The 14,820-nt window shown below is 37.2% G+C and carries 19 protein-coding genes; 12 read left to right on the forward strand and 7 right to left on the reverse strand.

Features of this window, described 5'->3' with window-relative positions:
- Positions 1 to 30: 30 nt before the first annotated feature.
- Positions 31 to 1,590, reverse strand: coding sequence for a hypothetical protein (locus ACGTNH_RS07450; protein ID WP_394586039.1), 1,560 nt, complete (start codon positions 1,588 to 1,590; stop codon positions 31 to 33).
- Between the two features lie 105 nt (positions 1,591 to 1,695).
- Positions 1,696 to 2,202, reverse strand: a complete 507-nt coding sequence (locus ACGTNH_RS07455) for a phosphatidylglycerophosphatase A family protein (protein ID WP_394586040.1) — start codon at positions 2,200 to 2,202, stop codon at positions 1,696 to 1,698.
- Positions 2,203 to 2,344: 142 nt separating this feature from the next.
- Here ACGTNH_RS07455 and ACGTNH_RS07460 point away from each other — a divergent pair, with 142 nt between their 5' ends.
- Entirely contained in the window at positions 2,345 to 3,313 is a 969-nt protein-coding gene (locus ACGTNH_RS07460; RefSeq protein WP_394586041.1) for a 2-hydroxyacid dehydrogenase, read from the forward strand.
- Positions 3,314 to 3,357: 44 nt separating this feature from the next.
- Here ACGTNH_RS07460 and ACGTNH_RS07465 read toward each other — a convergent pair whose 3' ends face one another.
- A complete protein-coding gene (locus tag ACGTNH_RS07465) occupies positions 3,358 to 3,579 on the reverse strand; it encodes a NifU family protein (RefSeq protein WP_188378774.1) in 222 nt (73 codons plus the stop codon).
- Positions 3,580 to 3,743: 164 nt separating this feature from the next.
- On the opposite strand from ACGTNH_RS07465, the gene ACGTNH_RS07470 reads away from it, so the two are divergent.
- The 3 genes from ACGTNH_RS07470 to ACGTNH_RS07480 all read left to right on the forward strand — a co-directional run bounded on the left by ACGTNH_RS07470 (position 3,744) and on the right by ACGTNH_RS07480 (position 4,881).
- A complete protein-coding gene (locus ACGTNH_RS07470) occupies positions 3,744 to 4,070 on the forward strand; it encodes a YuzD family protein (RefSeq protein ID WP_394586042.1) in 327 nt (108 codons plus the stop codon).
- A gap of 85 nt (positions 4,071 to 4,155) precedes the next feature.
- A complete protein-coding gene (locus tag ACGTNH_RS07475; protein ID WP_188378776.1) occupies positions 4,156 to 4,392 on the forward strand; it encodes a YuzB family protein in 237 nt (78 codons plus the stop codon).
- Positions 4,393 to 4,518: 126 nt separating this feature from the next.
- Positions 4,519 to 4,881, forward strand: a complete 363-nt coding sequence (locus ACGTNH_RS07480; protein WP_188378777.1) for a HesB/IscA family protein — start codon at positions 4,519 to 4,521, stop codon at positions 4,879 to 4,881.
- Between the two features lie 42 nt (positions 4,882 to 4,923).
- Here ACGTNH_RS07480 and ACGTNH_RS07485 read toward each other — a convergent pair whose 3' ends face one another.
- Positions 4,924 to 5,910: an NAD(P)/FAD-dependent oxidoreductase gene (locus ACGTNH_RS07485; RefSeq protein ID WP_394586043.1), complete on the reverse strand. Its 987-nt coding sequence runs from the start codon at positions 5,908 to 5,910 to the stop codon at positions 4,924 to 4,926.
- Positions 5,911 to 6,204: 294 nt separating this feature from the next.
- Here ACGTNH_RS07485 and ACGTNH_RS07490 point away from each other — a divergent pair, with 294 nt between their 5' ends.
- From ACGTNH_RS07490 to ACGTNH_RS07500, 3 genes are all read left to right on the forward strand, one after another.
- Positions 6,205 to 7,425 (forward strand): NAD(P)/FAD-dependent oxidoreductase, encoded by a 1,221-nt coding sequence (locus ACGTNH_RS07490; protein WP_394586044.1) that lies wholly within the window; start codon positions 6,205 to 6,207, stop codon positions 7,423 to 7,425.
- A gap of 66 nt (positions 7,426 to 7,491) precedes the next feature.
- Positions 7,492 to 7,809 carry a YuiB family protein gene (locus tag ACGTNH_RS07495; protein ID WP_394586045.1) on the forward strand — a complete coding sequence of 106 codons (318 nt, stop codon included), beginning with the start codon at positions 7,492 to 7,494 and terminating at the stop codon, positions 7,807 to 7,809.
- 87 nt (positions 7,810 to 7,896) lie between these two features.
- Complete coding sequence (locus ACGTNH_RS07500; RefSeq protein WP_394586046.1) at positions 7,897 to 8,514, forward strand: 3D domain-containing protein; 618 nt, start codon at positions 7,897 to 7,899, stop codon at positions 8,512 to 8,514.
- Positions 8,515 to 8,549: 35 nt separating this feature from the next.
- Here ACGTNH_RS07500 and ACGTNH_RS07505 read toward each other — a convergent pair whose 3' ends face one another.
- Entirely contained in the window at positions 8,550 to 9,026 is a 477-nt protein-coding gene (locus ACGTNH_RS07505) for a divergent PAP2 family protein (protein ID WP_394586047.1), read from the reverse strand.
- A 144-nt stretch (positions 9,027 to 9,170) separates the two neighbouring features.
- On the opposite strand from ACGTNH_RS07505, the gene ACGTNH_RS07510 reads away from it, so the two are divergent.
- Positions 9,171 to 10,652, forward strand: coding sequence for a leucyl aminopeptidase (locus ACGTNH_RS07510; RefSeq protein ID WP_394586048.1), 1,482 nt, complete (start codon positions 9,171 to 9,173; stop codon positions 10,650 to 10,652).
- A gap of 61 nt (positions 10,653 to 10,713) precedes the next feature.
- Here the strand turns inward: ACGTNH_RS07510 and deoD are convergent, their stop codons facing one another.
- A complete protein-coding gene (deoD, locus tag ACGTNH_RS07515; RefSeq protein ID WP_394586049.1) occupies positions 10,714 to 11,421 on the reverse strand; it encodes a purine-nucleoside phosphorylase in 708 nt (235 codons plus the stop codon).
- 232 nt (positions 11,422 to 11,653) lie between these two features.
- On the opposite strand from deoD, the gene ACGTNH_RS07520 reads away from it, so the two are divergent.
- Complete coding sequence (locus ACGTNH_RS07520; RefSeq protein WP_394586050.1) at positions 11,654 to 12,142, forward strand: cation:proton antiporter regulatory subunit; 489 nt, start codon at positions 11,654 to 11,656, stop codon at positions 12,140 to 12,142.
- A 6-nt stretch (positions 12,143 to 12,148) separates the two neighbouring features.
- Positions 12,149 to 13,327 carry a cation:proton antiporter gene (locus ACGTNH_RS07525; protein ID WP_394586051.1) on the forward strand — a complete coding sequence of 393 codons (1,179 nt, stop codon included), beginning with the start codon at positions 12,149 to 12,151 and terminating at the stop codon, positions 13,325 to 13,327.
- A 117-nt stretch (positions 13,328 to 13,444) separates the two neighbouring features.
- Here the strand turns inward: ACGTNH_RS07525 and kapB are convergent, their stop codons facing one another.
- Positions 13,445 to 13,828 (reverse strand): kinase-associated lipoprotein KapB, encoded by a 384-nt coding sequence (kapB, locus tag ACGTNH_RS07530; protein ID WP_394586052.1) that lies wholly within the window; start codon positions 13,826 to 13,828, stop codon positions 13,445 to 13,447.
- 117 nt (positions 13,829 to 13,945) lie between these two features.
- Between kapB and ACGTNH_RS07535 the strand changes: the two genes are divergently transcribed.
- Together ACGTNH_RS07535 and ACGTNH_RS07540 are read left to right on the forward strand one after the other, a co-directional pair.
- A complete protein-coding gene (locus tag ACGTNH_RS07535; protein ID WP_394586053.1) occupies positions 13,946 to 14,134 on the forward strand; it encodes a hypothetical protein in 189 nt (62 codons plus the stop codon).
- A 104-nt stretch (positions 14,135 to 14,238) separates the two neighbouring features.
- Positions 14,239 to 14,802, forward strand: coding sequence for a superoxide dismutase family protein (locus ACGTNH_RS07540; protein ID WP_394586054.1), 564 nt, complete (start codon positions 14,239 to 14,241; stop codon positions 14,800 to 14,802).
- The last annotated feature ends 18 nt before the right edge of the window (positions 14,803 to 14,820 follow it).

Genomic DNA, 14,820 nt, shown 5'->3' on the forward strand with positions numbered 1-14,820 from the left:
ATTTTATTATTACCACAAGTTACAAAAAACTCATAGTAAATAGGGACCAAAAAATATAGTAATAAACAATAAATGAATACAAATGAAATATGTAAGCTTAACAGATACGGACCAGTCAATACTTTTCTTATTTGCGGCTAAAATAATGTAAGCTAGTAAGGCAAACAGTAAGATGTAAACAAACGGACTTGCTAAGAAACTCAAGTATTCCGGCGCACGTGCCATTAAGCCAGGTGTGAACACTTTTCCTTTAAAGAAGAAAGCGGCAAGTAAATAAATACTTGCTCCGGAAAAAAATACCCAGCTACGGTCATGATCAAGAGCTGAGGAACGTCCGAACATTATGAACAACATAAAAACCATTGGCCAAATGAACCAGATAAGAGCAACAATTAGAGTTAAAAAGCTAAAGGAGAGCATGCCTAACGTTTTGCCCAGCGCATTCATGAAGTAGTGACCCGATACTTTGATTGATTTGTTAATAATGGTTTCCTCAGTAGAAGCAAGAAGAAGTTGGTTCTCATCGCCCTTCATATCCAGCCAGGCAATCGTATTGTCGTTCACCCACTGAGGAGAAGCAGAAGACTTTGGAGTATTACTTAATCTTGTAACATTAACAGGTGACGATTCCTTTAACTCGGCTTCATAAATGTTGAATTGACGACCGGACTTATACAGGGTTTCAGTCTGCCCATAACCTTTGAATAGCATTTTCAACGTATTATTTGAAAAATCTAAGGTAATATCTGATATTTCTGATAAATTCTCATGGCCATATGGATCTTTAAAATGCAGCTCGTTAAATTCTGGATCTTCATTTAGAGGCTGTTTCGCATAATAATAATAATTTGTTGGTGAGCCAGACATGTTTCGCTTTTCATATGTAGTAAGAAGTAGCGCATATCTGCCATCTTGAATAGTAAACTGAAGATCGTTTATATCCTCAGAATTTTTTGTGGTAAATTTACTAGAGCCTATTTTATTAATTTCATCTGAGTGAATATTGTAAAAGTTAAGTGCAGTATTGCCATTTCCATTATATTCTGTAAGGAGATAAGTATTTTCTTTAGTTTCAAATGTGTGAATTTTCATTTTTTCGTTTTCTAGGGTGAGGAGATGTACTGACTCTGAAGAGGCGGGATTGTATATGTTAACATCTAAGTTTTCTTGAAAAATGATAGAATCTTCTAAAGGAATAAATTGATTGATGTCTGCTATCTTATCATTCGTCTTCCCGTTATACATTGTATAATAGTCAGAATATATAAGATGGTCCTCACTAAGATAAAACTTTGTCCATTTATTATAAGGAATAGAAAAAGATGATTCATTTTCCTTTGATATATTTTCGTCATACGATATTTTATGTACCCCATGGTTAGTCAGGTAAGCAGCGTTTATGCCACTTTCTGTTTCTTTAACTACAGGAGCATTGGTAAAAGGAGTTAATCCCAGTTCCAACTCTCTGCTCCATTCTTCACTGGGAGGTTCAGTTACCTTTTGATAATTTTCATAATATAGAAGAGCGATTCCTAAGAAAATGATTAATGAAGGCCAAATCCAGACATATTTTCTTTTCAGTGATTTCATTATCTTCCTATCCTTTCCACATATGTGATTTATTTACCATTATATACGATGGAAGAAGAAAGTAGTTTCATAATAATAAAAAACCACGCAAAGTTGCGTGGCTGATCAGTACTCTTCTCCAACTGCACTATGAGCTAGCCTGCTAGAGGCAGCGGCGGCAATAGCGCCTACAATATCATCTAAAAAAGTATGACATTCTCCGGAGGATTTATCATTTAGCTTTTTAAGAATTCCTGGTTTTTGTTTATCTATATATCCATAATTCGTAAAACCGATGGATCCATAAACATTTACGATAGAGAAAGCGATGATTTCATCCACGCCGTATAGTCCTTCATCCGCTTCAATGGTTGATTGAAGTGGTTCTTCAAGGCTGTTTTTCTCAGCCAATATATCCAATTGAATACCTGTAATTACTGCATTTTGAACTTCTCTCTTTTTAAGAACTTGATGAACATTAAAACGGCAGTCCTCCATTGTTAAGTTAGGGTGATACTTAGACTGCAAGAAATGAACAAGCTCTGCCATATCATCAATTGTTACTCCTCTTTCGATAAGCCAATCTCTGGCTTTTTTTTCAAGTGTGCTGACTTTTCGATTTTCGTCTGTCACTCTGATGACCTCCCTGTACATTAGTTCTCTCTTATTAAAAAATAAAAACGATACCTGTATTATACCAGAATTGGTTCATAGTTATCTAAAATTGTGTCATACGCTTTCATTTCCTTTATAATGAAAGGAAGAGGTGATAGCAATGACGAAACCGTATATCTTTATTACAAGAAAAATCAGCGAAGAATTGATTAGCCCCCTTAAAGAACATTTTGAAGTTCAGATGTGGGGAAGTGAAACTACACCTGTGAGTAAAAAAGTGCTTGAAGAAGAAGCTTTAAGGGCTGATGGACTATTAACTATGTTAACGGACCAGGTAGATGAAGATCTGCTTCAACGTGCTTCTCAACTTAAAATTGTCGCTAACATGGCAGTGGGGTATGACAACATTGATGTGAAGGCTGCAAACAAACAGAACATTATCGTTACAAATACGCCGGACGTATTAACAGATACAACGGCTGACCTGGCTTTTAGTTTATTGCTTACGACTGCACGCCGAATGATAGAAGCCGCTGAATATGTGAAAAAAGGAGAATGGGAGAACTGGTCACCTTTTCTTTTAGCCGGATCAGATGTTCATCATAAAAAACTGGGCATTGTAGGGATGGGCAGAATTGGTGAGACGGTAGCAAAGCGTGCCAAAGGATTTGATATGGAGGTTGTTTATTACAATCGATCAAGAAAAAAAGATATAGAGAAAAAACTCAATGTTCGTTATGAAGAGTGGGAAGAATTAATTGAAACCTCCGACTACGTAATGTGTCTAGTCCCTTTAACAAGTGAGACCAAGCATTTATTTAATATACAGGTGTTTCAACAGATGAAAAATAGTGCAATTTTCATAAATGCTTCCCGAGGAGCGACGATGAACGAAGAGCATTTGTATCAGGCGTTAACAGCTGGAGAAATTAAAGGAGCAGGGTTAGATGTATTTGAACAAGAACCTATTTCCTCATCCCATCCCCTCCTTTCTTTACGTCAGGTTGTATGTTTACCGCACATTGGTTCGGCAAGCGTGGAAACGAGGGAAGCTATGCTCCAACTGAGCTTGAGTAACTTGAAAAATGTGCTTCTGGGGGAAAAACCTATAACTTCTGTTTCATCATAAAAACCGTACACATTACATGTGTACGGTTTTGAAGTTGTCTTTATTTAGAAAACTTGCTCTACTTCGTAAACTCCAGGAACTTCTTGTGCAAGGGCACGTTCGATACCTGCTTTAAGTGTAATCGTAGAACTAGGGCAGTTACCACATGCTCCCATCAGGCGCAGGCGTACAATACCGTCTTCTACATCTACAAGCTCCACGTCCCCGCCGTCACGAAGTAAAAATGGGCGAAGTTTATTAAGTACTTCTTGAACTTGAGCTTCCATGTTCAATCTTCCCCTTTCGTTAATTCTATTATAGAACGAATTCACTAAAAAATCTATTCATGTCTCATTAGAAAAATAAATTGAGAACCATTTTCATTTTATCTTTTTTATGAAGTTTTGTAAAATTGAAGTACAAATCCATCGGTTGACAGGAGGGAACAGCAATGAGTGGTGATGTTCGGGTTATTGTATACGGGGCAAAAGAACGTTGTGCAAGCTGTGTTAACGCTCCAGGCTCTAAAGAAACTTATGAATGGCTGCAAGCAGCTATTAAAAGAAAATATCGTACAGATCATCTTTTCTATCGTTATGTCGATCTATTTGAAGACCAACATAAATCTGAAGATCAAGCATATATCGAAAAAATTAAAGATGATGAATTATTTTATCCTTTAGTTGTGATTAATGATGAGATAGCCGGGGAAGGAAATCCAAAATTGAAGGAAGTTTATGCTGTATTGGAAAAAAACGGTGTAAAACCTTTGGGATAATAGTCTAAGCATATACTCAATGACATAAAGTTGTGATATTATGGGTATGGACTGGGGGTTCATCCAGGTAAAAGAGGTGATACGGATGAATCCAATTATTGAGTTTTGTGTTAACAATTTAGTTAGTGGGTCTGATGAAGCTATGGAAGTGTTGGAGAAGGATCCTGACTTAGATGTTGTAGAATACGGTTGTCTTAGCCATTGTGGCATATGTTCACAAGGTTTATTTGCTTTAGTAAATGGAGAACGAGTGATGGCTGACACTGCTGAAGAGCTTGTCTCAAATATATATAAGCACCTGGAAGAAAACCCCCTGTTTTAAAAGCAGTCAGCTAAGGTTTTGCAGTGCTCACAGTAAAACCTATTATTATTAAATTAATTCCATTTATTTGATTAAAATTTTGACAGTTAGTATACTGACTGTAACGAATGGAAAGGAGAGTCTTAGATGATTCTTAATATTACTGATGCGGCAAATCATCAGATTCAGCAAATGTTGAAAGAAGAAGAGTCGACTGAGGTCAGCCTTCGATTTGGCGTAAAAGGCGGCGGATGCAGTGGATTGTCTTATGCCATGGGTTTTGAAGATGATATTAATGAAGAATTAGATACGATTGAAGAGCACAATGGAATACCGGTGGTTATTCGAACACAGGATATTCCAATAATTGAAGGCACAAAAATTGATTTCAAACAAAATATGATGGGCGGCGGGTTTACGATCGATAATCCGAATGCCATTGTATCTTGTGGATGTGGTTCTTCATTTAAAACAGCTACAAATGAAGGAACGCCGGATCCAAACTGCTAAAACTACAAAAAAGCATCTTTCCTACTAGGAAAGATGCTTTTTTTAGGAGAACATGCTTGTAGAATGCTTAGGTTGCACCCTTGCGTCTGGGTCCATATATGCTTTTGCATTATTTACAGCTGTTGGTCCCTCTCCGAATCCGGAAGCAATTAGTTTTACTTTTCCTGGATACGTGCAAATATCACCGGCAGCATAAATTCCTTTTATGTTGGTCTCCATTTTTGAGTTTACGACAATACTGTTTTTCTCAATTTCTAATTCCCACTCTTTTATAGGACCTAAGGAAGATATGAATCCATAATTGACAATAACTTCATCAACGTCCACCGTTTTCACGTTATCTCCTTTTACCTCATGAAGTTCTACTTGTTTAATGCGATGATCACCAATCATTTTCTCAGGAGTATAAGGAGTCAGGGTGTTAACTTTAGAGTTATTTAATTGTTCTACACTGTGTTCATGCGCTCTAAACTTATCTCGACGGTGAACAAGGTGAACTTGTTTTGCAATCGGCTCAAGCATAAGTGCCCAATCAACTGCTGAATCCCCGCCTCCGCAAATTACTACATTTTTGCCGGCAAATTTGTTCATATCGTCAACATAATAATGAAGGTTTGTATCTTCAAATTTTTCAGTATCTTCAATTTTTAGACGTCTCGGTTGAAAGGCTCCGTTCCCAGCCGTAACAATAATTGTCTTGGTATAATGGACTTCTTTATTTGTTGTTAGTTTAAATGAATTGTCTTCAAGCCGTTCAATTGTCTGAACTTCCTGTTCTAAAGAAATTGTAGGATCGAATGCTAAAGCTTGCTCTTTTAAATTGTCTACTAATTCTTGCGCACCAACTCTTGGAAACCCAGCTACATCAAAAATATATTTTTCAGGGTAGAGAGCAGATAGCTGACCACCCAAGTGAGGTAAGCTTTCAATAATTTTAACGCTTGCTTGGCGCATCCCACCATAGAATGCAGTGAATAATCCGGTGGGGCCGCCGCCAATAACAGTTATATCATAAACTTTATCGCACATAATCATTGTCCCCCTATATAAATTCAAATTACACTTTTTCTATTCTATCATAAATCAAGTCGTGTGAGCACAGAAGATGTAAGGAAAGCGCTTTCGAATTGTTTAAATATTTAAACTTTTCGGATAAAACTGCAAAGGGTTGAAAATGTAAAGAAAAACGTCTAATATTGACACTAGAAAACATTTAACGATTTTGTGACAGAAATATATACGAAACGACAGGCTTTTTTTTATGCAGCATTGTGTGAAACGAGTCACAAGTAAACAAAACATTATGAGATGGAAGTGATAAGGATGAATAACCCTAATATCGTCATTCTCGGTGCCGGTTACGGTGGGATTATGACAGCAGTTAAATTGCAAAAGAGCCTCGGACCTAACGATGCAAATATCACGTTAGTAAATAAACACAGCTATCACTATCAAACAACATGGCTTCACGAAAATGCAGCTGGTACTCTTCACCATGATCGCACTCGTATTAATATTAAAGACGTTGTTAACACAAGCCAGGTGAATTTTGTTCAAGATACAGTAACAAGCATTCTTCCAGAAGAGAAAAAAGTTGTTCTTGAGAATGGCGAGCTTTCCTATGATTACTTAGTAATCGGGCTCGGTTTTGAAGCAGCTACATTTGGTATCCCTGGTCTTAAAGAGAATGCCTTCACTATTAACAGCATTAATAGTGCTCGTTTAATTCGTCAGCACATCGAGTATAACTTTGCTAAATATAATAATGAAGAAAACCCTAAAGAAGAACGTTTGAACATTGTTGTCGGAGGTGCTGGTTTTACTGGAATTGAGTTCGTAGGAGAGTTAGCTAACCGTATTCCTGAACTTTGCAAAGAGTACGATATTCCACGGGATAAAGTTCGTATCATTAATGTTGAGGCTGCTCCAACAGCACTGCCTGGTTTTGATCCCGAACTAGTGGAATACGCTATGAACTCGCTTGAAGCTAGAGGGGTAGAATTCAAAATAGGTGCAATGATTAAAGAAGTTACTGAAAATAAACTAGTTTTTGAAAAAGATGAACAGCGTGAAGAAATTGCTACAAACACAGTGGTGTGGGCAGCAGGTGTACGCGGGAATTCTTTAGTAGAAGAATCAGGGTTTGAGGCCAATCGTGGGCGTATGCCTGTAGAGGCTGACTTAAGAAGTAAACAATATTCAGATGTATTTATCGTAGGAGACTGTGCGCTAATCTTTAACGAAGAAACAGAGCGTCCTTATCCTCCAACTGCACAGATTGCCATTCAAATGGCAGAAAATACAGCAGCAAACCTTGCAAAACTAGTCAAAGGTGACGATCACATTGAACCCTTTAAGCCAGACCTTAAAGGAACAGTTGCTTCATTAGGTCATAACGACGCCATTGGTGTTATATTCGACGATAAGAAATTATTTGGCTGGTCTGCTACTGCTATGAAGAAAGTTATCGATAATCGATATCTTCTTAAACTAGGTGGTCCAAGCTTACTGTTGAAAAAAGGAAAACTGAATTTCTTTAAATAAAGGAAGATGAGAAAAGCAAAGACAGCGGTTCTGTCTTTGCTTTTTTACAAGTAGGGGGATCTTCTGTTGAATATTGTACAATTTGCAGTATCTTTGCTTTTATTTTTTGTGTTATTTTTTGGTATTGGTTTCTTGTTAAATATGATTTTGCGATCATCCTGGATTATGGCATTTTTGTATCCCATAATCGTTTTGTTAATTGTGGATAATTTTAAGTTCAATTTATATTTTACTAATCCATCGGAAGCCTTTTCTACTGTATTTAGTTTATTAGCGAATTTGAAAGTCGTAGATATTGTTATCTTAGCAAGTGGCTTTTTGGGAACAATATTAGCTGGCTTAGTCATTAAATGGCTTAGGAAAAATGGCTATCAAATGTTTTAATCTTACCGATCTGCCGGTACAAAAGGCTTCACAACTAGAATAAAAATCAGATTATTGGACATGATGAACACCGAGAGGTGAATCATCATGTCTTTATTGTTAAAACAACTGATATTCTTTCTATTATTTATAGGTGCTGTTTACAGTACATGGTCTAATATCTCCAACCTATCAATTAAAGACTTAAATGATTGGTTATCGAGTAAAGAAAAAGATGGAAATGAGCTAGTAACATCCCCTGTCAGCCAGCAGGCTGCAGCAACATCATCTGACTTAAAAGATTTCTTAGATTTAGCCCAATATCCTTCTCATACAGTGACTGCTACTGGATATACCGCTGGTTATGAGTCTACCGGGAAACATGAAGATCATCCTGCCTACGGAGTTACTTATTCAGGCGTTGGGGTGACTAGAGACTTATATTCTACGATCGCAGCTGACCCTGATATTTTCCCAATTGGCACCGTCTTGTTTATACCAGGATACGGTTATGGAGTAGTGGCAGATACTGGATCGGCTATTAAAGGAGATAAGTTAGACTTATATTACCCTACAGTTGAGGAAGTTTATGAAAATTGGGGAAAACAAGAAGTAGAAGTGTATGTGATTGAAGAGGGAGACGGGAGTTTAAAAGAAGAAGACTTACTTCATTACAACAATAATGAAACCATGAAAGTATATAGAGAAGCTATATTAAATGAGTAAAAAATCCGGTTCGCTTTGAAACGACCCGGATTTTTCTAATTAAGAAGGGTATGAAGAAGAGTAGTAAGTAATATACCTGTAAGACCTCCAAAAAGGACTTCAATCGGCTTGTGACCTAACAACTCTTTTAACTCTTCGCGCTTTTGGAATTGCTCTTTTGTTGACCATTCTCTTGCCTCATTAACAAATCGGTGAAAATCATTGAGTAAAATATTTAACATAATGGCTTGTTCGCCCGTTTGACGTCTTACCCCTGTTGAATCAAACATTACAATTATAGTAAATACTGCTGCAATAGCAAATATAGAAGAATTAAATCCGTGTTCTATACCAACTGCTGTAGATAATGCAGTAACAGCAGCAGAGTGACTGCTAGGCATTCCACCGGTGCTGAAAGCTAAACCGGCATCAAGCTTTCGGGATACGATAAACTGAATGGGGATTTTGACTAATTGAGCGAATAAAATGGCTGTAATAGATGCCCATAAAGGAAAATTTTGGAGTAAATCCATCTCTGTTTTTGACATCCTCTCTCATTATGAACTAAATAAAAATTGGTAGTATTATGATTGTAGCACACAACTAAATTAATTGTCCTCCACGTATATAGGAAGAAATAAAATATTTTAGTATACTGAATGCAGGAGGGGATAGAAATGTTTACGATCCATACATCTTTTATGCAAGAAAAAGAAACATTAGTGGTAGGTGTTTTTAATAATGAGAAACAGTCTGAAAACTATGTAAAATTAAATGAGCATTTGGAGGGGACGTTAGATTACTACATAGAGAATGGTGAGCTTACAGGAGAATATAAAAGAGTAGAAAAGATCTTACCATTAAAGGGGAGTGGAGTGAAAAGGATCTATTTTGTAGGATTAGGCAAGTCATCTGCTTTAAACAAGGATAGGTATCGAAAAGCTTTTGGAACATTATTTAAACGAATGCAGCAGGATAGAATTAGTGAGGTATCTATACTATTAGATAGTGTGAGTCTTCCTTCTTTAAGAGAGGAAGAGTGTGCCTCTCTTATTGCAGAAAGCATGGGGATGGCTACTTATCAATTAGCTCACTTTAAAACAACTAAACAAAAAGAGTTACCTTTTTTTAACCGTTTGTCCTTGATTACAGATACTGCCCCTGATTCATTGCTTTACGCTCTTGCTACTGGCTATGCATTAAGTAAAGGAGTAAATACAGCCAGGCATCTTATTCATTCCCCTGCTAATTTGTTAACTTCTACAGCAATGGGAGAATTTGCCCGGGAATTAGCATTAATGCATGATTTCTCAGTCGAAATTCTTGAAAGAGAAGATATTGAACGATTAGGTATGGGAGCTCTTCTAGCTGTAAATCAGGGGTCCTCAGAACCCCCTGCCTTGATTGTTATTAAGTATCAAGGATTAGAAGAGTGGAAAGACGTGACGGCTTTTATAGGAAAAGGGATTACTTATGATACAGGTGGCTACTCCATTAAATCAAAGGCGGGTATGCCTGGAATGAAAGGTGACATGGGTGGAGCTGCTGCTGTTTTAGGGGCCATGGAAACCATTGGACGAGTTAAGCCGGAATGTAATATTCTCGCTGTTATTCCTTCTACTGACAATATGATCTCAGGGGAGGCGTTTAAACCTGACGATGTAATCACTTCTATGAGCGGTAGAACAATCGAAGTATTAAATACGGATGCTGAAGGACGTCTTGCGTTAGCTGATGGGATTACGTATGCCAAGAAGCAGAAAGTCGATCGTATTATTGATGTAGCTACACTAACAGGAGGTGTGGTCACTGCATTAGGTTCTTGGATGACAGGAGCGATGACCAACGATCAAATGTTATATGAAAAGGTCCAGAAAATGGCACAACTAATGGGCGAACCTGTTTGGCAGCTTCCTTATAATGAAGATTATAGGTCTCAGGTAAAGAAAAGCGATGTAGCCGACCTTAACAATTCACCTACAAGGAAAGCACATCCTATTATGGCAGGGGCATTCATTGGAGAATTTGCGGAGGATACACCATGGGTTCATTTAGATATTGCGGGTACTTCAATCGCTGAATCTGCTTACGAACTGGGGCCTAAAGGTCCAACTGGTGTTATGGTAAGAACTCTAGCCGGCTTTGCTATGGACTCATAAAAAATAGGGCTGTCCGGAAAAGTCTGCATTTAAAACTTTTGGGACAGCCCTATTATTTTTATTACTGAATCGCTGCATCTAAAGCAACTTCAATCATTTCGTTAAAAGTCGTTTGGCGCTCTTCAGAAGAAGTTTCTTCACCTGTAAGGATGTGGTCGCTTACAGTTAGAACAGAGAGTGCTTCACGGCCATATTTGGCGGCCAAAGTGTAAAGTGCAGTGGTTTCCATCTCAACTGCCAGTACATTATATTTAGCCAACAAATTGAAAAGGTCCATGGCATTATCTCTGTAAAAACTGTCGCTTGTAAAAACGTTACCAACACGAAGCTTTAATCCTTTATGTACGCCAGCCTCATAAGCGTTTTTCAGTAAATTAAAGTCAGCTGTAGGCGCAAAATCAATTCCATCAAATACCATGCGGTTCATTTGGGAATCCGTAGTTGATGTAGAGGCAAGAATAACGTCACGAACTTGAACGTCTTTTTGAAGTGCTCCACAAGTTCCAACACGAATCAATTTTTTTACTTCGTAACTTTCCATCAATTCGTTTATATAAATAGAAATAGAAGGAACGCCCATTCCTGTTCCTTGCACGGAAATGCGTTCACCTTTATAAGTACCAGTGTATCCATACATTCCGCGAACTTCGTTATAGCAAGTTGCGTCTTCCAAGAAATTTTCAGCAATATATTTTGCTCGCAGCGGGTCTCCAGGTAATAAAATTTTATCAGCTATATCTCCAGGCTTTGCACCAATATGTACACTCATTGGTCAGACCTCCTTCAAGTTCTTTAACACCTTTAAAATTACCATAATCAATTAGATAAAACAAATATAGAAGTGGAATGGCAAATAGTCTACTGATAGAATAAACTTAATTAAACGAAAGCGTTACCACCTTTATGATGAAACAACAGATTAAAAAATGACTGCTTCTATTGGAAAGTTACCTTTATGATTAAGGTACGTAAGCAGCAGATTGGTTTGAAAGGATGAAGACATGAATATCTCTATATCCCAACTTCCTGGAATTGGACAAAAAATTTCTTTAAAAACAGCAGAGGATAGTATGCTTGTGTTGATTGTACATCATACTGGAAAGCGAGAATTGTACTTCTTTGATGATTCAGAAAGTGAAGAAGCTGATTTTGCAATGGATTTAACTTCAGATGAAACACGAGAACTAGGAGCTCAATTATTGGGGGCAACTTATCAGCCGGTGAATGCTGATCAATTAAAAATGTTTAAAAATCAAATAGTAATTGATTGGATTGAATTAAAGCCGAAGTCACCGCTTGTTTATAAAACAATTGAAGAGTCTGAAGTGCGTAACTTAACAGGAGTCACTATTATTGGAATAATAAAAGGTGACGAGACCATTGCGATCCCGGAAGCTGATACTAAATTACAACCTGGGGACGTTATTATGTCTATAGGGAAGCAAGATCAGATTGATAGCATGATAGCCTTATGCAATGGAGGGGAATGATCGAACTTGCATTCAGAATTTCCGGAGTTACTAGGGGCAGGGCTCATTTTGCTATTTATTTTTTATCTAGGGTTTTTGAGCCTGAAAATTAAAATACCGAACGTTATTCTTTATATTTTGTTAGGCATAATACTAGCAGATGCTTTGGCTGATAATGAAATATTACACTTTGCCAGCGAAGTGGGCATTGTACTGTTATTTTTTTTGCTAGGTTTGGAATTTAACATAAAACGGCTAGGAGGAATTGCGAAAAAAGTTTGGCCTTCAGGTTTATTGGACGTTTTTTTAAGCTTAGGTGTCACGACGGTAATCGCTTTGTTATTTAAATTGGATTTGTTTTCCAGTTTTCTTGTTGGGGGGATTGCTTATGCTACGAGTTCTTCAATAACAGCTAAGCTCTTAGATGATCGAGGACGAATGGCAAATTCGGAAACTGAATTTATCCTTGCTATTTTAATATTTGAAGACCTCGTCGCTCCTATTGTTGTAGCTATCCTGTTTGGCATAAGTTCTGGGGAAAGTTTCACTAGCCTTACTTTTTTAGCTTTAGTTGGAAAGATTTTCGCTCTTACTTTACTAGCCATTATTATAGGGAAAACGGTATTTAAGAAATTTGAACGATTTCTTGATCGAATTTCTGATGAAGACTTCAAAATTTCACTTCTTATAGGGATTGCATTAGCTTATGGTGGTCTTGCTCTTTTCCTTGGACTTTCAGAAGTGTTAGGTGCTTTTTTAGCAGGGATGATGCTTGCAGAAATAGGGAAAATTGAAAAGGTTGAACAAACGGTATTTCCTGTCAGAGACTTAATGCTCCCTACTTTTTTTGTTTATTTTGGGACAACTATAGAGCTTGGCGATGGTGTTCCTATGGCTATGCTTTTAGTTTCAGTTATTGTTTGGTCAATAACAGCTAAGTTAATTTTAGGAGTAGTCGGCGGTCCGATTTACGGTTTATCTAAGCGTTCTTCATTGCGCGCAGGTCTATCTTTATGTGCTAGAGGAGAATTCTCAGTAGTTATAGCAAGTGTAGCGACCGGAACCTTGAAAGCCTTTAGTGGTCTTTATATTCTAATTGCTGCTTTTATTGGAATGGTATTATTTGAGAAAGCTCCTAAAATAACAACGAAAATTTATGGGAAGCCTGTGAAGAAAAAGAAAACTCTTCGGGTTCCTGGGGATTAAAAAGAATATTGCTTATTTAAAAGATAGAAAGGGGTGGGGAAACTTCACCGGCATGTCACTTAGAATGCGACTATTGTTTCCGGCCCTTTCCATATACGAAAACCTGTATAACAACCTTTATTTAAAATATTGTTTCTCTAAACCTTCTAACTGATCTAATGCCAGCTTATTAAATTCAGTTTCACGACGATTTAATTTTTCTTTTAATTGGTTTACTGATTTCTTTAAGGACTCATTATACTCTGGAATAAATGAGTCCCCAAGGGGTTCTACTGCTTTTTTATGAATGTTCGCTTTTTCTAAATAACTTAATGCTTTTCTTTGATGAAAAAAGACTTCATCGGTCTGCCCTGGATTGTGCAGGTCTCCTTGCATAGGATGCTTATCAACTGCTAGGATTCTGACTAAATAAGCATGAGGACGCTCTTCTATATATTCCCCTATATAGATTCCGGTTTTATAATGTGCTTTTACTTTATCACCAGGTTGTAAATGAATCATAAGCTATTTCCTCCTTTTAGCTATTGTAACAGAGAGCGGTAGTTGTGATAAAATAGTGAAATCCGCTCTCAATTATAGTAAATCTGTTATAATAATGAACGAAAGGTAGTGGTTGTTATGATGGAATTTTTATATTTTCCAACCGATAAATCAGAGTACATACCAGCTGTCCTTATGTTAGCAGTTTTTATTCTTTTGGCAGGCATAACGATGTACTTTATTATAAAAGCTTCTCGCAAAGAAGAGAAGAGGACGGAAAATTTAGCTGCTTCTAAAACAAAACATTCTACAAACCATCATCGTTAAACAAGACTAGGATAAGATTTCTCCAAGTCTTGTTTTTTAGTTATAAAGTTTATTATTTATGGAAAAACTAACCACTATATTGTCTGGTGAAAGGACGTTTGATCATGAAAAAGTGGTTAGGGATGTTAAGCTTACTTTTATTAATTGCATGTAACGATAACAGCCGTTCTCCCCTTGAAACGCCAATTTATAATCAAGAGGGTGATCGAATTGGAAATGCTACTTTTAGAGAACAAGCAGAAGGAGTCGAAGTGAAAGTAACAGTGGAGGGTCTTGATCCTGGGCCACATGGTATTCATGTTCATGAACGGCCAGAGTGTAAAGGTCCAGATTTTAAAAGTGCAGGAAATCATTTTAACCCGAAAAACACGGATCATGGTTTAATGAATGAAAAAGGCGCTCATATAGGTGATCTCCCTAACATAGAAGCTGGGGGAGACGGAACAGTGGATGTTGAACTTATGTTGCCAGAGGCTACGCTTAAGGATGGTCAAACTTCTTTGTTAAGAGATGAAGGAACTTCATTAGTGATTCATAGTGAAGCGGATGATGGAATGAGTCAGCCTGCAGGTGATTCTGGTGATCGAATTGCATGTGCGGAAATTACTGTTGATGCAGATGACGATGAATCAAGTGATCCTACTGAATTAAATGAAAACCAGGAATAAAAAATAACATCCTAGTTC

It is taken from the genome of Halobacillus sp. B23F22_1 (assembly GCF_043497005.1).
Lineage (GTDB): Bacteria > Bacillota > Bacilli > Bacillales > Halobacillaceae > Halobacillus_A.